We start from the raw sequence: 18714 nt of genomic DNA, 5'->3' as shown, positions 1-18714 counted from the left end.
GAGCTCCGGCCGCCCTCGTTCCTAACCCTCGGTCTTGAGGTTGGCCGGGAGCTCGCCGGTGCCCTTGGCCCACTGCCTCGCGGCGGCGCGGGTGGCGAGCAGGCGGGCGAGCTCCATGCCGACGCCCATCACCACGGCCCAGCCGATCGCCTCGGTCAGCGCGACCTCGGGCGACTCGGGGTTGGTCGGCGGCTCCTTCCCGGTGCTCTTCTTCCAGGCCAGCGTGATGGCCTTCTTCGCGACGAAGCCGCCCGCGAAGGCCGCGGCGCCGGCCATCACCCGCCAGCCGAGGTCGCCCTTGTCCGCCATGATCGTCCTCCAGTCGTCCAGTGGTTCCGACGCTACCGGAACCGTTCGCCGGTGATCGCCGCGTTGGCGCCGGTAATCGGCATGCGATCCGGGGCGCGGTCAATACGATTGATCCATGACAGAGCAGCCGCGTACCCCGAACGTCCCGCCCAAGCCCTCCCTGGACGGCCTGGAGGACAGGTGGGTACGCGTCTGGGAGGACGAGGGCGTCTACCGCTTCGACCGCACACGCCCGCGCGGCGAGGTCTACTCGATCGACACCCCGCCGCCCACCGTGAGCGGTTCCCTCCACGTCGGCCACGTCTTCTCCTACACCCACACCGACACCGTCGCGCGGTATCACCGCATGCGCGGTCGGGCGGTCTTCTACCCCATGGGCTGGGACGATAACGGCCTGCCTACGGAGCGCCGCGTCCAGAACCACTTCGGCGTGCGGTGCGATCCGTCTCTTCCGTACGATCCGGACTTCGCGCCTCCGGCCGAGCCCGACGCCAAGCGGCAGCAGCCGGTCTCGCGGCGCAACTTCATCGAGCTGTGCGAGCGGCTCACCGCGGTGGACGAGAAGGCGTTCGAGGAGATGTGGCGCCGCGTCGGCCTCTCGGTCGACTGGAACCACCTCTACACGACGATCGGAGACGTCTCCCGCACGGCGTCCCAGCGGGCCTTCCTGCGCAACCTCGCGCGGGGCGAGGCGTACCTGTCCGAGGCGCCGACGCTGTGGGACGTCACGTTCCGCACGGCCGTCGCCCAGGCCGAGCTGGAGGACCGCGAGCAGCCCGGCGCGTTCTACCGGATCCGGTTCCACGGCGACGAGCGGCCGGTCTACATCGAGACGACGCGGCCGGAGCTGCTGCCCGCGTGCGTCGCGCTGGTCGCCCATCCCGACGACGAGCGGTACCGGGAGCTGTTCGGGACGACCGTCCGCACGCCGCTGTTCGGCGTGCGGGTCCCGGTCGTCGCGCACCGGCTGGCCGAGCCCGACAAGGGGTCCGGCATCGCGATGATCTGCACGTTCGGCGACGTCACGGATGTCACCTGGTGGCGCGAGCTGAACCTGCCCACCCGCGCGATCATCGGCTGGGACGGCCGGCTCGCCGCCGACCCGCCGGACGGCGTCCCCGCGCACCCGTACGGCGAGCTTGCGGGCAGGACGGTCTTCTCCGCCAAGGAACGGGTCGCCGAGCTGCTGCGCGAGTCCGGCGACCTGGACGGCGAGCCTCGCAAGATCACCCGTCCGGTGAAGTTCTACGAGAAGGGCAGCAGGCCGCTGGAGATCGTCACGACGCGGCAGTGGTACATCCGCAACGGCGGACGCGACGAGGGCGTCCGCGCGGAGCTCCTCGCGCGCGGCAGCGAGCTGCACTGGCACCCCGGTTACATGCGGGCCCGGTACGAGAACTGGGTCGAGGGCCTCAACGGCGACTGGCTGATCTCCCGGCAGCGGTTCTTCGGCGTGCCGATCCCCGTCTGGTATCCGCTGGACGGCACGGGCGAGCCGCGCTTCGACGAGCCGATCGTCCCGTCCGAGGACGCGCTGCCTGTCGACCCGTCGTCCGACGTCCCGCCCGGGTTCACCGAGGGGCAGCGCGGCGAGCCGGGCGGCTTCATCGGCGACCCCGACATCATGGACACCTGGGCGACGTCGTCGCTGACCCCGCAGATCGCGGGCGGCTGGGAGCGCGACGCCGACCTGTTCGGCCGGGTCTTCCCGTACGACCTGCGCCCCCAGGCGCACGACATCATCCGGACGTGGCTGTTCTCCACGGTCGTCCGCGCGCATCTGGAGCACGGCTCGCTGCCGTGGAAGGGCACCGCGCTGTCCGGCTGGATCCTCGACCCGGACCGCAAGAAGATGTCGAAGTCGAAGGGGAACGTCGTCACGCCGATCGACCTGCTGCGCGAGTACGGGTCCGACGCCGTCCGGTACTGGGCCGCCGGCGGGCGTCCGGGCACCGACACCGCGTTCGACACCGGCCAGATCAAGGTCGGGCGGCGCCTCGCCATCAAGATCCTCAACGCGTCCAAGTTCGTGCTGGGGCTGGGGGAGGTGCGCGCGGACGCGGCGGTGACGGAGCCCCTCGACCGGGCGATGCTGGCGGCGCTGTCCGGGGTCGTCCAGGACGCGACGGACGCCTTCGAGGGCTACGACTACGCGCGGGCCTTGGAGCGCACGGAGCGGTTCTTCTGGGAGTTCTGCGACGACTATCTGGAGCTGGTCAAGGCGCGCGCCTATGGCGAGGGGCCGGAGGGCCAGTCCGCGCGGGCGGCGCTGCGCACCGCGCTGTCGGTTCTGCTGCGCTTGTTCGCGCCCGTCCTGCCGTTCGTGACCGAGGAGGTCTGGTCGTGGTGGCGGCACGGGTCGGTGCACAGGGCGTCCTGGCCGACGACGGCGGAGCTGCCTCCGGGCGGTGACCCGGCCGTCCTGGCGGCGACGGGGGAGGCGCTCCGGCAGGTCCGCAAGGCCAAGTCGGAGGCGAAGGCGTCGATGCGGGCCGACGTGGCCCGCGCGGTGGTGCGGGGCGCCGAGGTGATGAGGATCGCACGTCCGGATCTGGCCGCGGCCGGGCGCATCGCCGACCTGACGCTGGAGGACGCCCCGGCCGGCCTGACCGTCGACGTCGTCCTCGCCCCTGTGACCTGAGCGACTCCGCTCCGCCCTTGACGCGGTTCCGCTCCGCTCCCAATATTGGATTTCGGGTCCAATTGGGGTGGAGGGCGATGAGCGAGATCGACGAGCGGCATCCCGTCATCACCCCGCGGCGCGTGCGGTTCGACTGGGCGGACACGCCGCTGCACCGCCCGCCGCGCGGGCCGCCGGGTACGCGGCCGGGGAAGCGCCCAGGGACAGGGCCGCTCCCTGAGCCGCGGCGGGCCCGGGCGCCGTCAGCCGCGCCACGGCGTCCGGGCCCACCGCTCAGAACGTGCAGGGAAGATGCTTGATGCCGTTGATGAAGTGCGAGTAGAGCATCTTGGGTTCGTTGCTCGCCCGGATCTCCGGCACGCGCGTGAGCAGCTCCCGGAACATCACCGTGATCTCCTGCCGGGCGAGGTTGGCGCCCAGGCAGAAGTGCGGGCCGGGGCCGCCGAACCCGACGTGCGGGTTGGGGGAGCGGGTGATGTCGAAGACGTCCGGGTCGGTGAACACGTCGGCGTCGCGGTTGGCGGAGTTGTAGAACAGCAGGACCTTGTCGCCCGCCCGGTACCGCTGGCCGTTCATCTCGTGGTCGCGGGTCACCGTCCGGCGGAACTGGATGACCGGCGTCGCCATCCGGACGATCTCCTCCACAGCGCCGGGCGCGTGCGCGTCGAAGTCGTCCGTCAGCAGGGCCCGCTGCTCCGGGTTGTCGGTGAGCAGCTTCAGGCCGTGCGACATGGCGTTCCGCGTGGTCTCGTTCCCGGCGACGACGAGCAGGATGAAGAACGACCCGATCTCCTGGTCGGTCAGCGACTCGCCGTCCACGTTGGCGGTCACGAGCCGCGACACCAGATCGTCGCCCGGGTGGCGGCGGCGCCTCCGCGCCAGCTTCATCGCCAGGTGGTTCAGCTCGTACCCGGCCGTCATCGCCTGCAGCAGCCCGTACAGGACGCCGATCCGGGTGATGTCGCCGCGGTAGAGGTCCTTGCCGCCGGTGTACTCGGGGTCGCCGAGGCCGAGGATGATGTTCGTCCGCTGGAACACCATGGGCCGCAGCCGTCCGGGGATGCCCATCATGTCGCAGATGACTTCGAGGGGCAGCCGGGCGGCGACGTCGGTGACGAAGTCGGCCGAGCCCTTGCCGCGCAGGTCGTCCACGATGCGCGTCGCGGTCGCCTGCAGGTCGGCGTCCAGCTTGGCGAGGACGCGGGGGGTGAACGCCCGCGACACGATCCGCCGGATCTTGGCGTGCCGCGGGTCGTCCATGTTGATCATGGAGCCGAAGTAGCGGGCCATGTACCGGGGCAGGTCGGCGATGCTGGTGGCGGACGGCTCGCTGCTGAACACCTCCGGCGTCCGGCTGGCCTCCACCACGTCGGCGTGCCTGGTCAGCGCGTAGTAGCCGCGCCCGGTCCTGATGAACGGCATCTTCAGCTCGCGGAAGAACGCGGGCCGGTCCCGCTCGCGGAGCCGCGCGAACGCCGCGAGCCGGCGGTCCGGGGGCAGGGACCAGAAGTTCAGGTCCGACAGGTCGATCTCGCCGGTCTCCCGCACTGTCGTCACCAGGCACCGTCCTCACGGAGTTCAGAATGCCATTCGGTTTCCATGGAACCGAGGCAACCGGACATCCGTCAAGAGGCTGCCACGACCCTCCGGTGCAGCACCGCCCGCTCCACCGCCGTCCACGCCCCGGAAGTCAGGAGATACGCTCCCGCCGCTGCTAGATCTTGACCACCGTCACCTGTTCGCCGCACAACGTGCGGATGTCCTGTGGGTCGGACGTAAGGATCATGACTGGGCGCGAGGCCGCCAGCGCGGTTGCGGAGAGCATGGCGTCGATCGCGTATTTGTGACCGTGCAGACCGGCATCGCGCAGGAGAGCGGCGGCGTGCCGAGCGATTGATTCGGTCACGGGTTCAACGTTCACTCGTGAAAGAGTCCATTGGAGCGCGGCCCATTTGATGCCTGGATGAGCCACTTCAACCAGAGTGGCCGCGCTCGTTATGACGCGTTTATCTCTCACCCGCGCGGCGGCCAGCCATTCGGCCATGTCGCGGTCACGTAGGGTGGCTCTGGCCAGACCTTCGCAGTCAAGTACCAGCGTGCCGTCGGGGACCGCGGCCGAACGCGTCATGCTACTTGGCCGGGGTGAGCGGACTCGGCTTGATCGAAGATCGCGAGCTTTGCCTCTACCCCAGCGGGGTCGACTGGGCCGTTCTCCGCTTCGCAGGCCGCGATGAGCTCGTCTAGTTTGTCTCGTTCGATCTGACGCGCGACGGCTGCCGTGACATAGGCGGACAATCCAGAAGGGCCGCTTCTCGCCCTGGCCTCTTCCGCGACGTCGCGAGGCATGGTCACGGAGTACTTCCGGGTGGGCTCGCTCATGTAACAAATCCTACCTCGGATGCCACCGCTGTCTGCGGTAGGACGGCGGTGCGCAGCGTCCGTTCTCTCAGCGTCGTCCGCACCCGCACCGACGAGATGATCTCAGTCTGCCACCGCCTCACAGGAGCAGGAGGGCGAGCGCGCAAAGGGATATGGCGGCCGTGGCGGCTTTCAGGTGCGGAATTCGAGTCGCGATGACGGCGGCGCGGTCGTCGTCTTGGGAGAGGTAGGTGAGGGCGGCGCTCAGGGCGCGGCCGGTGCCGAAGGCGGCGCCGGTCAGGAGGGCGATGGCGAGGGGCTCGTGGCTGAGGAGGAGGGCCAGGGCCAGGACGTAAGGGGCGGTGGACGAAACGTAAGTCCGGACGCCGGTGCCCAGTTCGAAGCCGAATTGCAGGCTGCCCCGGCGCAGATTCGTCTGGAGGATCTCCTGCGGGATCTGGCGGGCGTTCTGCGGGAGGGGAAGGGAGAGCAGGCCGAGTTCACGGGCCGCTCCGAGGGCCGCGATTCCCAGGATCGCCGAGGTGCGGACGGACGAGGGCAGCGGCGCCGAGAGGCCCGAGAGCAGCCAGATCACCGTGGCGCTCACGGTGCCGCCGAGCATCAGCCCTGCGGTGAAGACGGCCAGGATCTCGCCCTGCCGTACGGGAGCCCGCCAACCTGGCGAGAACAGCACGGATTCGCTGTTGCGCGTTCAAACGCTGCCCGACAGGGAGAATCCGGCGAGGACGCCGATCGAGGCCCAGCACAGGACGGCGGCGTTCAGGGCGGCGGCCGACAGCGCGAGGAGCGCGACGGCGGTGACGGGAAGGAGCGGGTCGGTCAGTCCGCGCCGGAGCCGTCCGGCGGTCAGTTCTTGCACGCCGTCGCCACGCGGCAGATGGTCTTGTACCAGTTCCCCGCCTTCGACTTCTTCCAGCCGTCGTGGCAGCGCCAGGTGACGCCCTTCTTGCACTTGCCGCAGGACTTGGCGTACGCCCAGAGCCATCCGTCCCAGTGGCTGCCGTAGCAGTCGCTCGGGCGCAGTTTGTAGCGTCCCGGGTCCGAGACCCCGGATTTGTGGAAGCCCTTGTACTTTCCGCTCGTCCGGCAGCATGAGGCGCACACCAGGCTCGGGCCGCAGCCGGGGGAGCAGTTGTGCCCGGACGCGTACGACGGGCAGCGCGGATAGATGTCGTAGTAGCCGACCAGCTCGAATCCGGAGGACAGCGCGTCCCGCGCGGGCGGGAACACGCCGAGCGCCTTCAGCCCGGCGGTCGCGCCCGCGGCGGCGAGGCCGGTGAGGATGCTGCGCCGCACGGGCCTGAACACGGGTGCGTCCGGCGGGACGCGGCGGCGGACGCGCGAGGTGCCGGCCGGTCGCGGGCCGCGCAGCGGCGGGACGTCGACCAGCTCGATCATCGGGCCGCCTCCAAGGTCATGGCGCGCAGGGCTCCGGGCGAGCCCACGGGTTCGGCGGCCCGCACCCGGCCGTCCGCGCCGACCATCACGGCGAACGGGGTGGCGGGGACGCGGTAGTCGGCGAACAGCCCGTCCTGCTCGCCGGTGAGCACGGTCGCGCCGGGCAGCGCGGCCGCGCCGTCCGCCGGCGGGCCGGAGAAGATCGCGTGGAGCGGGCCGAGGCCGTCGGCGGCGGCCAGCACGTCGGTGCAGACGCCGCAGTCGCGGTCCAGGAAGAGCAGCAGGCCCGGCCCGAGGCGGTCGAACGACGGCGCGGGCGTGCCCGGCGCGGGGCCGAGACCGGTCGGGCTGGACGTCCCCTGGCCGAGCGCGTGGACCTGCCGGACGAGACCGGCGACCACCAGGGCGAGCAGCAGGATCGCCACCCACGACAGCAGGAGCGCACTGCTCTGGAAGCTCATCCGGCCGACCTCCTTTCGATCATGGCGGACGGGAGCGTCCAGAGGAGGACCGCGAACCCCAGCCCCGCCGTGACGGCGATGAACGACTCGTAGGCGGACGGCCCGCCCGGGAGCCCGTGCAGGGCTCCGATCAGCGCGAGGACGGACAGCGCGGCGGCGCGTCCAGCGACCCAGCCCGTCATCGGCGTGCCGGCGCCCGCGCAACCGCATGGCGCGTCGTGCCGCGTGCGTGACACGTACGTCGCGTAGGCGGCGTAGAGGGCGAGCAGGACGGCCGACGCTCCGGACGCCGCGCGCATCGGCCCGTCCACCTGGAGGAGGAGTGCCGTCGCGCCGGCGGCGCCGGCCAGCGCCTCCGCGGCGACCACGGCCGCCGCGGCGGGACCCGCGAGCGCGCGCGGAACCGTGCCGTGCGCCCGCAGTGCCGAGGCGAGCATGCCGGGACGCCTGGCGTGCCCGTACACCGACGCCAGCAGGACGAGCGGGACCGCGACCGCCGCGACGCCCGCCAGAAGCGCGGTCACGGGATCGCCTCGACCGCCAGTCCCGCGAGCCGCCGCGGGACCTCCCGCGCCCGGTCCTGCTCGGGCAGGACGGTCACCAGCAGCGACTTCAGGGCGAGCAGGAAGTAGAGGCCCTGGCCCTCCACCGTGTCCTGGAACAGCTCGCCGCCCGCGACGGGCGCGCCGCGCCACGTCGGGAGCCGCCGCCGCGTCTGCCGGTTCAGCGGCGTGATCTCCAGGAGCCCGAGGCCCGGGACCTCCTTGACCAGCTCGGCGGGCTCGGGCCGCCGGGCCCGGCCGCGCGGGACCGCGATGATCCCGTCGCCGTGCTCGGTGAGCCGCACCGTGCCGAAGAACGCCACCGCGTCCGCCGGGCGCGCGTGGTAGAGGTGCGTGAACACCGCGTGGCGACGTCCCTCCCACACGGCCGCGAGGACGGTCTCGCGCAGCCCGGTCCCGGTGTCGTGCGCCGCCTCGGCCCGGCCGACCCGGAGCCGCCCGTCCTGGACGCGGAACTCCTCCTCGAACCGGTCGACGCCGATGTCCTCGGCCCAGGCGAGCGCGTCCGCCCGGGTGCCGCTGGAGATCTCGTGGAGCCGCCCGCCGTCGGCGATCCGCGCCACCGACGTGCAGGGACGGCCGAGGTCATGGGGACCCGAGAGCCGTACCCTGACGCCGTCCAGCGAGCGGTGGACGGTCTCCCGTTCGGATGTGCCCATGACGCCCCCTTTCCTGCGGGACGCAATTCCCGCAGAAGCACCGCGGGTAACAGAAGTGACGCTACGCGTAATTCCACTCTTTGGGGCTGAATCTTCCGGAAGTGGTCACCTTCGGGAACGGGTAGGGTCAACTGCCGGACCCGTGCGACGGCGGCGTTTCAGCCCCGGCCCGGCACCGCGCCCTCGGTAGGGTCGTGAGGTTTTCCGGCAGGTGAGCGTGAGGTGAACGCGTGAGCAAGGTCGATGTGCTGATCAAGCGGCTCGATCCCGGGCTGCCCCTGCCGCAGTACGCCCACGCGGGCGACGCGGGCGCCGATCTGGTCGCGGCCGTGGACGTCGAGCTGCCGCCCGGTGAGCGCGCCGTCGTCCCGACCGGAACGGCGATCGCGCTGCCCGACGGCTACGCGGCTTTCATTCACCCGAGGTCCGGTTTGGGCGCTAGGTTGGGGGTGACCATAGTCAACGCACCCGGTACGGTCGACGCCGGCTATCGGGGTGAGATCAAGGTGACCCTGCTGAACACCGACCTCCGCGCCACCGTCACCTTGCGGCGCGGAGACCGCATCGCGCAGCTGGTCGTGCAGCGGGTGGAGCAGGCGGTGTTCCACGAGGTCGCCGAGCTTCCCGGATCGGCGCGCGGAACCGACGGCTTCGGCTCCACCGGCGGATTCGGTCCTGCGCCCGGAGGGCGAGGGCCCGCGGGCGCGGATAATGCAGGCAATGAGCACAGTCGAGAAGGAGCGTGAGTCGTGGCTTTTGGACGTCGCCGGCAGGCCGAGGAGCCCGAGAAGGGGCCCGAGGTGACCGATGAGCCGGCGGAGGCCGCCGAGGACGCCGCCGATGAGGCCCCCGCCAAGGCCGAGAAGGCCGAGAAGGCCGAGGGCGGTCCGTGGGACTCCGAGGACTCCTTCCCCGAGTTGCAGCGGCTCGACTTCGGATCCATCCAGGTGCCCGTCGCCCAGGGGCTCGCCTTCCAGGTGAACTTCGAGGCCACCCAGGTCGACGAGGAGGGCAACCCGCTCGACGGGCGCCCCGTCGCCGTGCTGGTGCAGTACGAGGAGAGCGCCATGCAGCTGCAGGCGTTCGCGGCGCCGAAGCGCAGCGGCATCTGGGACGACGTGCGCCGTGAGACCGCCAAGGACATCCAGGAGGAGGCGCAGGGCCAGACCCAGGAGGGCGACGGCCCGTTCGGTTCCGAGCTGCTGGCGATGGTCCCCCAGCCGCTGACCGAAGAGGTCCTCGCGGAGATGCCGGAGGAGTTCCGCCAGCAGATCCCGGCCGAGTTCGTCGAGCAGGGCTGGGCGCCGCAGATCATCCGCTTCCTCGGCGTGGACGGCCCCCGCTGGTTCCTCCAGGCCGTCGTGCAGGGCGCGGCGATCGAGAACGAGGAGCAGTGGCAGGTCCTGGAGGACGTCCTGCGCGGCGTGGTCGTCGTCCGCGGCGACGCCCCGATGCCCCCGCGCGAGTTGCTGGAGCTGCGCATCCCGAAGGAGTTCAGCGAGGGCAACGAGGAGGAAGGGGAGGAGGAGGGCGTGCAGACCTTCGACCCCTTCGAGCGCGGCCCCGAGATCACCGAGGTCCGCTGACCCGCCGCCGTGGTCCGCTGACCCGGTCGCCGTGGCCGCCGGCCCCGGCCGCCGTCCGCTCCACACCAGATCTTGCCCGCCGTGCCGCGCGCCTTTTTCGGACGTGCGGCCGGCGGGTTTTCGCTGGGCCGTGCGCGGCGGATTCCTTGCGCTGGACGCCTCCCGGGTGGTCAATCGGGACATGTCGAAGAAGACGCGCAAACGTCGGGCCCGTAAACGCAGCAAGTCCAACAAGGGCAAGCGGCCCAACGCCCGCCGTTAGCGAGCCCGGCGCCCGCCGCCCGGCGCTATCACTCGATCATCTCGAACGTCATCGCGTGCTCGACGCCCGCGGCGCGCCCCTCCTTCTCGGCGATGCCGGTGAGGAACGCCTCCCCGTCGAACTCCTCGCCCAGGTTCGAGAAGTACACGTGGTGCGCGAGCAGCGAGTCGATGCCGGCGCGCAGATGCCCGGTGACGTCCACGTAGTGCGTGGCCTGCGGTGACCCGCCGAACAGCGCGAACCGGACGCCCTGCCACGGGTCGAGGCCGAGGTCGCGGAACACCCACCGGTTGGCCGCGTCCCTGATCGCGTCGGCGACAGCGAGCCCGAGCACGCGGTGGTCGGCCATGTTGAAACCGCCGCCGGGGAACGACTCCCGGAAGTTCAGCGACAGCACCACCTCGGGCCGGTGCCGCCGGATCGCCGCGGCGAGCGCCCGCCGCAGCGGCAGCCCGTACTCCAGCACGCCGTCCTGGAAGTCGAGGAACTCCACGGCCTCCACGCCGACGGCGCGCGCCGCCTCGATCTGCTCCGCGCTGCGGATCCGGGCGACCTCCGCGGGGTCCATCGAGTCGATCCCCGCCTCGCCGCGGGTCGCCATCACCTCCGTCACCGTCTTGCCCTGGCTCGTCCACTTGGCGACCGCCGCCGACGCCCCGTACTCCAGGTCGTCGGGGTGCGCGACGATCGTCAGCGCCCGTTCCCAGTCCTCAGGTACCTCGTCCATCCCTCCATCCTCGCCCATTCCCTACAGGTAGCGGAGCCAGAGGTAGGGGGTGGCCAGCGCGACCGTGACGAAGGTGACGACGAGTCCGTAGCGGGTGAACCGCCAGAAGCTGATCGGCGTGCCGTTGCGGGCGGCGATGCCGAGCACGACGACGTTGGCGCTGGCGCCGATGGCTGTGGCGTTGCCGCCGAGGTCTGCCGCAGCACCGACACGATGACCATCATCCCGAGCAGCAGGAAGATTACGTTCCAGTCGATCCCGGACTCTTCGGAGAAGAACGCGTCCTCCGCGTCGGTGATGTGCAGGAGCAGCATCAGGCCCGCGCCGCCGAGGGCCACCGCCGTCCGGTGCACCCGCTCCGAGGCGATCAGGACGTAGGCGCAGACGAAGATGACGATCGCGGCGATGGCCGGCACGGCGCCTCCTGATCGGCATGGGGCTGACAGGACCTGCCGACCAGACTTCCCGGCGCACCGCCAGCGACTGTAACCCGACGCGCTGGACCCGGCCCGAGGCGGGGTCGTCCGAGCCTTGGAAATGGTGGGGTTTTGCCTACCCCGATCGGCGTGCTGGACCCATCCTGCGCGGCCGTCGCCGTCCGTAATTTCGTTCCCACAGGCGCACCGGGAAGGGGCGCCGGGCTGGAGGGAAACAATGATCGGACGTAGGGGACCGGGGCCGGCGGACCCGGCGGGCCAGGTGCCGGACGAGGCGCTCCGCCTGGAGAACGTGCGCAAGGTGTACGGCGCGGACGGCAACCGTGTGGTCGCGCTGGACGGCGTGTCGCTGTCGCTGCCGGCCGGGTCGTTCACCGCGGTGATGGGCCCGTCCGGGTCGGGCAAGAGCACGCTGCTGCAGTGCGCGGCGGGCCTTGACCGTCCCACCGAGGGACGCGTGTTCGTGGACGGCGCCGCGCTGTCGGGGGACAGCGAGGCCGCGCTGACGAAGTTCCGCCGCCAGCGCATCGGTTTCGTCTTCCAGCAGTTCAACCTGCTGCCGACGCTGAACGTGATGCAGAACGTGCTGCTGCCGCTGAAGCTGGCCGGCCGCAAGGCCGACCGGCGGGAGGCGCGGGACGTCCTTGAGCGCCTCGGGCTGGGCGAGCGGCTCGGCCACCTGCCCTCGGAGCTGTCCGGCGGGCAGCAGCAGCGGGTGGCGATCGCGCGGGCGCTGGTCACGCGGCCGCGGGTGGTGTTCGCGGACGAGCCGACCGGCGCGCTGGACACGCGGAGCGCCCGCGACGTCCTGGGCCTGCTGCAGGAGTCGGTGCACCTGCACGGCCAGACGGTCGTGATGGTCACCCACGACCCGGTCGCCGCGTCCTACGCGAACGCGGTGCTGTACCTGGCGGACGGGCGGATCGTCGGCCACCAGGCCGCGCCGACCGCCGAGGCCGTCGCCGAGCGGATGACGCACCTGGCCGACGAGGTCGAGCGTCAGCGGACGATGACGGAGGCGTGACGATGTTCCAGTTGGCGATGAGTTCACTGCGCAGGCGGGCCGGCGCGTTCGTCGCGAGCTTCCTCGCGATGTTCCTCGGCTCGGCGATCATCATGGCGTTCGCGTCGATGCTGGACACGGCGGAGGCGAGCGGCGCGACCGGGACGGCTCGGGAGACGCTCGTCACCATGGCGAACGTCGTCGGCGGGTGGGGCCTGCTGCTGGTGGTCTTCGCGGTCACCTCGACGCTGACCCTGTCGGTCCGGCAGCGGGCCGTGGAGATGGCGCTGCTGAAGAGCGTCGGCGCGACCCCGGCGCAGCTCGGCCGGATGATCGTCGGCGAGGCGGCGGGGCTGGCCGTGGCGGCGGCGCTGCTCGGGATCGTCCCGGGGATGCTCATCGGCCGCGCGCTGCTGGGCATGCTGCACGACACCGACCAGGTCCCGGCGGACGTCGGGTACACCTTCGGGCCGATCGCGGTGTCCATGGGCATCGGGATCACCGTCGTGTCCGCCGTCGGCGCCGCGCTGATCACCGCGCGCCGCACGACCCGCGTCCGGGTGACGGAGTCGCTGGCGGCCGCGGCCGTCGACACCGGCAGGCTGAGCAGGAAGCGCGTCGTGTTCGCGGTGATCTTCCTGCTGGTCGCCGTCCAGCAGGCCGTGATCACCGTGACCGTGATGGACGGCGACAGCATGGCGATGGCGACGTCCGGGCAGGCGGACATCTTCGCCGCGATCGGGCTGTCGCTGCTGGCCCCGGCGATCATGCGGCGGGTGACGGCGCTGGTGGCCGGTCCGCTGCGGCTGTTCGGCGGCGCCGCCGGCGGTCTCGCGGCCGACACCATGGGCCGCCGGACGAGCGCGCTGGCCGCCGCGGTCACGCCGGTCATCCTGTTCGTCGCGACGGCGGTCGGCACGCTGTTCCTGCAGTCCACCGAGAACGCGGCGCTGGAGGCCGCCGGGCTCGCCAAGACGAACGAGCAGAAGAACATCGAGACGCTGAACTTCGTCGTCATCGCCATGGTGGTGCTGTTCACCGCGATCATGCTGGTGAACACGCTGATCGCGGCGACCGCGCACCGCCGCCGCGAGTTCGGCCAGACGCGGCTCGCCGGCGCGACGCCCGGCCAGGTGCTCGGCGGTGCGGCGGTGGAGGCGGCGGTGCTGGCGGTCACCGGCGTGGTGGTCGGGACGGTCGCGTCGGTCTTCACGATCGTGCCGTTCGGCCTCGCCCGGCGCGACTCGGTCACCCCGGACGGAAGCGTGTGGACCTACCTCGCGGTGGTCGCGCTCGCCGCCGTCCTCACCGGGGCCACGGCCTACGGCGCGACGCGCAGGGCCGTCCGGGTCCCCGCGGTCGAGGCGGCGCTCAACTGACCAGACGGGGGTCGAGCGAAGCTCGTCGGTTGGAGGACGGGGGGGCGGCAGGCCGCGTCCCCCCGCGAGGCTCCGCGGGGTGCTCATCCGTAGAGGGTGGGCACCCCGCGGGGCATACTGGCGCCTCCGGGGGTGGTGACGGTGGACGAGCCCGACATACAGGACGAACCCGAGCGACGGGCCGAACCCGGCCGGCGCCGGGTCCTCATGCCGCTGGTCATCGAGGAGGCCGAGCGCGCGGAGCCGCCCGGCGAGCCGGAGACCGGGCTCGTCCCGGTCCGCGACCCCGGCGACGTCGGCGACCCGGGGACCGCCGACCGGCCCGGCTCGGAGCGCGACGAGATCGGCGGCGCCGCGCAGGCCGCGCCGCCGGGCGTCGCGCACTCCAGCGCCGTCATGGCGATCGGGACGGTCTTCTCCCGCGCCACCGGCTTCCTCCGCACGGTCGTGATCGGCGCGGCGCTCGGCACCGCGCTGCTCGGCGACGCCTACCAGGCCGCCGAGATGATCCCGTACACGGTGTACGAGCTGCTGCTCGGCGGGCTGCTCGCGAGCGTCTTCGTCCCGTTCCTGGTGAAGCGGCGGATGCGGGACGCCGACGGGGGAGCGGCGACGGAGCGGCGGCTGCTCGGCGTCGTCCTGGTGGCCCTCGCCGTGCTGACCGTCGTGGCCGTGCTCGCCGCCGACCAGCTGATCTCCCTGTACGCGGGCGGGTACGAGGGCCGGCAGCGCGAGGTGGCCGTGCTGCTCACCCGGCTGCTGCTCGTCCAGATCTTCTTCATCGGCGTCAGCGGGCTGGCGAGCACGCTGCTGAACGTCCGGCGCCGGTTCGGGGCGCCGATGTGGGCGCCGGTCGTCAACAACCTGATCACGATGGCCGCGGGCGTGCTCTTCCTCTGGGTCGCCGGACGCGGCCGGACGGCCGAGACCGTCACCGACGGCCAGCTCGCCCTCATCGGCCTCGGCTCCGCGTTCGGGACGATCGCGCAGAGCGCGGTGCTCGCGTGGATGCTGCGGTCCGCCGGGTTCCGCTGGCGGCCGCGCCTCGACCTGCGCGGTTCCGGGCTCGGCGAGGCGGTGCGGGCCGCGTCGTGGATGCTGCTCTACATCGTCGTCGCGCAGGTGGGCGTCCTCGTGACCGCGAACGTCGCGACGCGCGCGGCCGGCCGGGCGGCCGAGGCGGCGGGCCGTCCGGTCCCGGGGAGCGGGCTCGCCACGTACAAGTTCGCGCTCGTCGTGTTCCAGCTCCCGTACGCGATCATCGCCGTGTCGGTGATCACGGCGCTGCTGCCGAGGATGAGCGCGCACGTCGCGGACGGGCGGCGCGACCTCGTCCGGGACGACTTCTCCCGCGGCCTGCGGCTGGCCTGCGCGCTGCTCGTCCCGCTGTGGCTGGGGATGCTGGTGTTCGCGATCCCCGGCTCGGTCACGTTCTTCGCCTACGGCAGCCTCAGCGTGGACGGGGCGCGCCGCATCGGGGCCGTCCTCATGGTCTTCGCCGTGATGGTCCTGCCGTTCACCCTGCATCAGCTGCTCATGCGCGTCTTCTACGCGCTGGGCGACACCCGCACGCCCGGGCTGATCGCCATCCCGGCCGGGGCGGCGCAGGCGGCCACGGCGCTGGCGCTGCTGTGGCTCGTCCCGGCACGGCAGGTGGTGCTCGGGCTGCCCATCGCGTACGGGCTGTTCTACCTGGTCGGCGCGGCGGGCGCGGCGATCGTCCTGCGCAGGCGGCTCGGCGGGATGGACGGGCGCCGCATCCTCCGCGCGCTCACCCGCCTGCACCTGGCCGCGCTGCCCGGCCTCGCGTTCGCGGCGGCGACGGTCTGGGGGTTCGGCCATCTGCCGGGCGACCGGCTCCCCGCCCTGCTCGCCCTCGCCGTCGGCGGTCTCGGCGGCGGCGCGCTGTACTTCGTGACCGCCCGGCTGATGAACGTCCCCGAGATCGGCTACTTCACCGCGATGGCGTCGGCCCGGCTGCGCCGCTCCTGAGGGCCCGGGAACGCCGAAAACGCCGCCCGGTGCGGACGGCGAGTTCGGCGGGACGGCTCAGTGGGCGCGGGCCCGGCGGGGGAGGAGGAACGCGACCAGGAACGCGACCGCGGTGAGGACGAGGGTCAGCTCGGCGACCCGCTTCGCGGCGTCCAGCGCGGCGGACGGGTCGAAGTGCCCGGCCACCGGCGCGCCGATCGCGCCGAAGAACACCGTGCCGAGGATCGCGATGCCGAGCGAGGCGCCGAGCTGCTGGATCGACTCCAGCGCCGCCGACCCGGACCCGACCTCGTGGTCGGCGATGCCCGCGACGATGATGTCGAACAGCGGGACGAAGATCATCCCCATCCCGGCGCCGAAGAGCAGCAGCGGCGCGACCAGGTGCCAGCCGCCGAGGCCCGTCCCGGCCGTCTCGAACACCGCGTACAGGGCGGCCAGCCCGGCGAGCATCATGCCGAGGCCGAGGTGCAGGATCTTCCGGCCGAGGCTGTTCATGGTCATCCCGGAGAACGCCGACCCGGCGAACGCGCCGATCGCCCAGGACGACATCGCCAGGCTGGCGGCGAGCGGCGTGTAGCCGAGCCCGAGCTGCAGGAACAGCCCGACGGCCAGCGAGAACCCGGTGATCAGCCCGAAGAAGACGACGACGAACAGGACACCGGAGCTGTAGGAGCGGCTGGCGAACACGGTCAGCCGGACGAGCGGCGTCCGGCCGCGGCGGGCGCGGCGCAGCTGGTGCAGCGCGAACAGGGCGAGGACGGGCGCCGAACCGGCGAGCAGCGCCAGCGACCAGACCGGCCAGCCCAGCTCACGGCCCTGGACGAGCGGGTAGACGAGCATGCTCATGCCGAGGCCGCCGAGCAGCATCCCGGGGACGTCCAGCCCGCCGGAGCGGTCGGCCTGCCCCTGCGACCGGGCCGGGGCCGGCAGGACCCGCGCGCCGACGACCAGCGCGTACGCGCCGACCGGGATGTTGATCAGGAAGATCGCGCGCCAGCCGGTGCCGAACAGGTCGGCGTCGACCAGCAGGCCGGCGACCACCGGGCCGAGGATCGTGGCCAGCCCGATCACCGGGCCGAACAGCGCGAACGCCTTGCCGATGTCCTTGGCGCCGAACAGGTCGCGGATCAGCCCGAAGCCCTGCGGGATCATCACCGCGGCGCACAGCCCCTGCGCGACCCGCGCGGCGATCAGGCTCTCGGGCGACCAGGCGAACGCGCAGGCCACCGAGGTGACCACGAACCCGGCCGCCCCCACCAGCAGGACGGGCTTGCGGCCGAACATGTCACCGAGCCGCCCGCCGGTGAGCAGCGCCACGGCGAGGGCGAGCGTGTACCCGGCGGCCATCCACTGCAGCGCGGAGTAGGACCCGCCGAGGTCCGCGCGGATCGCGGGAGCGGCCACGTTCACGACGGTCGAGTCGAGCAGGTTCAGCAGGGTGGCGGCCAGGACCGCGGAGAGGCCGAGCCAGCGGCGCGGGCTCAACGCCGTTCCGGAGGGTCGTCCTTCCACAGGAACGGGCGCGCCCGCGGTCTCCTGGGGGGCGTCGGGGCGGATCTCAGATGGTGAGACCGAGGTGTCGAGCGTGGCGGCCACGGCTCTTCCTTCCTGTTGGAGCGGAATGCTCTGTTCCAATAATAACAGAACGGAATGCTTCATTCCAAGTCCTGGGGAGAGGGAATCGATCGGGGGCGGGGCAAGGGGTCCGATTCGTCCGGGGATGCCATACGCTTCGAGACATGGACGAGGTATCGGCCGAGCGCGGGAAGGGCGGGCTGCGCCGCTTCCTCCGGCGCATGGCGTCGAGCCGGGCCGAGCTGGAGGCCGAAGAGCTGCAGAAATCCTCGGGCGACGAGGGCGCGACGCCGATCACCCAGTGCGCCGAGCGCAAGCGCCACTGCGTCGCCGGTACGCTACGTACGGTGACGCTCCGTCCGCGGGGCGGCGCCCCGGCCCTGGAGGCCGAACTGTACGACGGCACCGACGTGATCAGCCTGGTCTGGCTCGGCCGCCGCAAGATCGCCGGCATCGACCCGGGGCGCATGCTGCGCGCCGAAGGGCTGGTGAGCACGCAGGACGGGCGCAAGGTCATGTTCAATCCGCGATACGAGCTGCGCGGCGGTTCATGAGGCCGCGCCGGGTGCCCGGGAGTGCGACGTGAGCGAAGTGGAAGCGAGCCGGGAGGACGGCACGGACACCGAAACCGGTGATCCCGCAGCGTCGGGGGCGACGGCCGCGCCGGGCACGTCCGGTGCGCCGGCGGAGGGGAACGCCGCGCACGACACCGTCGAGGCGGCCGTGCGCGCCCAGCTCACCAAGGCGCTCGGCGGCGTCCGCGGCATGGTCGAGGCCGCCGTCCCCACCATCGCGTTCACCGGCACCTACGTCACCACGGACGAGATCAAGCCCGCCGTCGCCGCCGGCATCGGCGCGGCCGTGCTGCTGCTCGCCGTCCGGATCGCCCAGCGCTCCAACCCGCAGTTCGTCCTGAACAGCCTCGTCGGCATCGCGGTCGCCGCGTTCTTCGCGCTGCGCTCGGGCAAGGCCGAGGACGCGTTCCTGCCCGGCATCCTCCTCAACGCCGGCTACGCCGCCGCGATGATCTTCTCGATCGCGGTGCGGTGGCCGGTCGTCGGCTTCATCATCGGCACCGTCACCGGCGACCCGACCGAATGGCGCCGCGACCCCGGCATCGTGAGGCTCTGCTCGAAGCTCACCTGGCTGCTGGTGCTGCCGTGCGCCGCCCGCGTCGCCGTCCAGTACCCGATCTACCTCGCCGACGGCGACCAGAGCGGCCTGCTCGGCGCCGCCAAGATCGCGATGGGCTGGCCGCTGCAGGTGGCGGCGCTGGCGGCCATGGTCTGGCTCCTCGCCCGCGGCCGCACCCCCATCGAACGCAAAGAACCCGCCTAGCCGCG

The 18714-nt window shown here is 72.2% G+C and carries 21 protein-coding genes and 1 pseudogene; 8 read left to right on the top strand and 14 right to left on the bottom strand.

Going from position 1 to position 18714, the window contains the following annotated elements:
• Window positions 1-21 precede the first annotated feature (21 nt).
• Window positions 22-309 (bottom strand): DUF4235 domain-containing protein, encoded by a 288-nt coding sequence (locus tag ETD83_RS04555; protein ID WP_138643766.1) that lies wholly within the window; start codon window positions 307-309, stop codon window positions 22-24.
• A gap of 115 nt (window positions 310-424) precedes the next feature.
• Between ETD83_RS04555 and valS the strand changes: the two genes are divergently transcribed.
• Window positions 425-2950: a valine--tRNA ligase gene (gene valS / locus ETD83_RS04550; RefSeq protein ID WP_138643765.1), complete on the top strand. Its 2526-nt coding sequence runs from the start codon at window positions 425-427 to the stop codon at window positions 2948-2950.
• A gap of 273 nt (window positions 2951-3223) precedes the next feature.
• Here valS and ETD83_RS04540 read toward each other — a convergent pair whose 3' ends face one another.
• The 9 genes from ETD83_RS04540 to ETD83_RS04505 form a co-directional block, all read right to left on the bottom strand.
• Window positions 3224-4507, bottom strand: a complete 1284-nt coding sequence (locus ETD83_RS04540; protein WP_407921469.1) for a cytochrome P450 — start codon at window positions 4505-4507, stop codon at window positions 3224-3226.
• Between the two features lie 157 nt (window positions 4508-4664).
• Window positions 4665-5078 (bottom strand): type II toxin-antitoxin system VapC family toxin, encoded by a 414-nt coding sequence (locus tag ETD83_RS04535; protein WP_138643762.1) that lies wholly within the window; start codon window positions 5076-5078, stop codon window positions 4665-4667.
• On the bottom strand, window positions 5075-5329 hold the full coding sequence (locus tag ETD83_RS04530; RefSeq protein WP_230420671.1) for a CopG family transcriptional regulator: 255 nt from the start codon (window positions 5327-5329) through the stop codon (window positions 5075-5077). Before ETD83_RS04530 ends, ETD83_RS04535 begins: the two co-directional genes overlap by 4 nt.
• 118 nt (window positions 5330-5447) lie before the next feature.
• Window positions 5448-6002 (bottom strand): hypothetical protein, encoded by a 555-nt coding sequence (locus ETD83_RS04525; RefSeq protein WP_205717490.1) that lies wholly within the window; start codon window positions 6000-6002, stop codon window positions 5448-5450.
• Between the two features lie 18 nt (window positions 6003-6020).
• Entirely contained in the window at window positions 6021-6188 is a 168-nt protein-coding gene (locus ETD83_RS42235) for a hypothetical protein (RefSeq protein WP_171064016.1), read from the bottom strand.
• Window positions 6176-6727: a hypothetical protein gene (locus tag ETD83_RS04520; RefSeq protein WP_138643761.1), complete on the bottom strand. Its 552-nt coding sequence runs from the start codon at window positions 6725-6727 to the stop codon at window positions 6176-6178. Before ETD83_RS04520 ends, ETD83_RS42235 begins: the two co-directional genes overlap by 13 nt.
• Complete coding sequence (locus ETD83_RS04515) at window positions 6724-7188, bottom strand: hypothetical protein (protein ID WP_138643760.1); 465 nt, start codon at window positions 7186-7188, stop codon at window positions 6724-6726. Before ETD83_RS04515 ends, ETD83_RS04520 begins: the two co-directional genes overlap by 4 nt.
• Window positions 7185-7712 (bottom strand): MauE/DoxX family redox-associated membrane protein, encoded by a 528-nt coding sequence (locus tag ETD83_RS04510; RefSeq protein WP_138643759.1) that lies wholly within the window; start codon window positions 7710-7712, stop codon window positions 7185-7187. The genes ETD83_RS04515 and ETD83_RS04510 overlap by 4 nt, the downstream gene beginning before the upstream one ends.
• Window positions 7709-8410, bottom strand: coding sequence for a hypothetical protein (locus ETD83_RS04505; RefSeq protein WP_138643758.1), 702 nt, complete (start codon window positions 8408-8410; stop codon window positions 7709-7711). Before ETD83_RS04505 ends, ETD83_RS04510 begins: the two co-directional genes overlap by 4 nt.
• Window positions 8411-8640: 230 nt before the next feature.
• Between ETD83_RS04505 and dut the strand changes: the two genes are divergently transcribed.
• Both dut and ETD83_RS04495 read left to right on the top strand, forming a co-directional pair.
• Window positions 8641-9156, top strand: coding sequence for a dUTP diphosphatase (gene dut, locus ETD83_RS04500; RefSeq protein WP_138643757.1), 516 nt, complete (start codon window positions 8641-8643; stop codon window positions 9154-9156).
• A 3-nt stretch (window positions 9157-9159) separates the two neighbouring features.
• Complete coding sequence (locus tag ETD83_RS04495; protein WP_138643756.1) at window positions 9160-9996, top strand: DUF3710 domain-containing protein; 837 nt, start codon at window positions 9160-9162, stop codon at window positions 9994-9996.
• Window positions 9997-10286: 290 nt separating this feature from the next.
• On the opposite strand, the gene ETD83_RS04485 is transcribed toward ETD83_RS04495, so the two are convergent.
• The 3 genes and pseudogenes from ETD83_RS04485 to ETD83_RS45650 form a co-directional block, all read right to left on the bottom strand.
• The gene (locus tag ETD83_RS04485; protein ID WP_230420670.1) at window positions 10287-10985 is read right to left on the bottom strand and encodes a PIG-L deacetylase family protein; all 699 of its coding nucleotides are present in this window, start codon (window positions 10983-10985) and stop codon (window positions 10287-10289) included.
• 21 nt (window positions 10986-11006) lie between these two features.
• Window positions 11007-11132 (bottom strand): hypothetical protein, encoded by a 126-nt coding sequence (locus ETD83_RS45240; RefSeq protein WP_268920410.1) that lies wholly within the window; start codon window positions 11130-11132, stop codon window positions 11007-11009.
• Between the two features lie 95 nt (window positions 11133-11227).
• Window positions 11228-11323, bottom strand: a pseudogene (locus tag ETD83_RS45650) (hypothetical protein); the annotation flags it as partial.
• 316 nt (window positions 11324-11639) lie between these two features.
• Here ETD83_RS45650 and ETD83_RS04475 point away from each other — a divergent pair.
• From ETD83_RS04475 to murJ, 3 genes are all read left to right on the top strand, one after another.
• Entirely contained in the window at window positions 11640-12446 is an 807-nt protein-coding gene (locus tag ETD83_RS04475; RefSeq protein ID WP_138643753.1) for an ABC transporter ATP-binding protein, read from the top strand.
• A 17-nt stretch (window positions 12447-12463) separates the two neighbouring features.
• Window positions 12464-13804, top strand: a complete 1341-nt coding sequence (locus ETD83_RS04470) for an FtsX-like permease family protein (protein ID WP_230420669.1) — start codon at window positions 12464-12466, stop codon at window positions 13802-13804.
• A gap of 207 nt (window positions 13805-14011) precedes the next feature.
• Window positions 14012-15796, top strand: coding sequence for a murein biosynthesis integral membrane protein MurJ (gene murJ, locus ETD83_RS04465; RefSeq protein ID WP_138643780.1), 1785 nt, complete (start codon window positions 14012-14014; stop codon window positions 15794-15796).
• Window positions 15797-15853: 57 nt separating this feature from the next.
• Here the strand turns inward: murJ and ETD83_RS04460 are convergent, their stop codons facing one another.
• Window positions 15854-17392, bottom strand: a complete 1539-nt coding sequence (locus ETD83_RS04460) for an MFS transporter (RefSeq protein ID WP_205717489.1) — start codon at window positions 17390-17392, stop codon at window positions 15854-15856.
• Window positions 17393-17535: 143 nt separating this feature from the next.
• Between ETD83_RS04460 and ETD83_RS04455 the strand changes: the two genes are divergently transcribed.
• On the top strand, window positions 17536-17925 hold the full coding sequence (locus tag ETD83_RS04455) for an OB-fold nucleic acid binding domain-containing protein (RefSeq protein WP_138643750.1): 390 nt from the start codon (window positions 17536-17538) through the stop codon (window positions 17923-17925).
• A gap of 28 nt (window positions 17926-17953) precedes the next feature.
• A complete protein-coding gene (locus ETD83_RS04450; RefSeq protein ID WP_407921468.1) occupies window positions 17954-18709 on the top strand; it encodes a DUF3159 domain-containing protein in 756 nt (251 codons plus the stop codon).
• Window positions 18710-18714: the final 5 nt, after the last annotated feature.

Source organism: Actinomadura soli (genome assembly GCF_005889715.1).
GTDB lineage: Bacteria > Actinomycetota > Actinomycetes > Streptosporangiales > Streptosporangiaceae > Spirillospora > Spirillospora soli.
The sequence above is the reverse complement of the archived record's forward strand: the minus strand, read 5'-3'. Positions and strand labels throughout refer to the sequence as shown.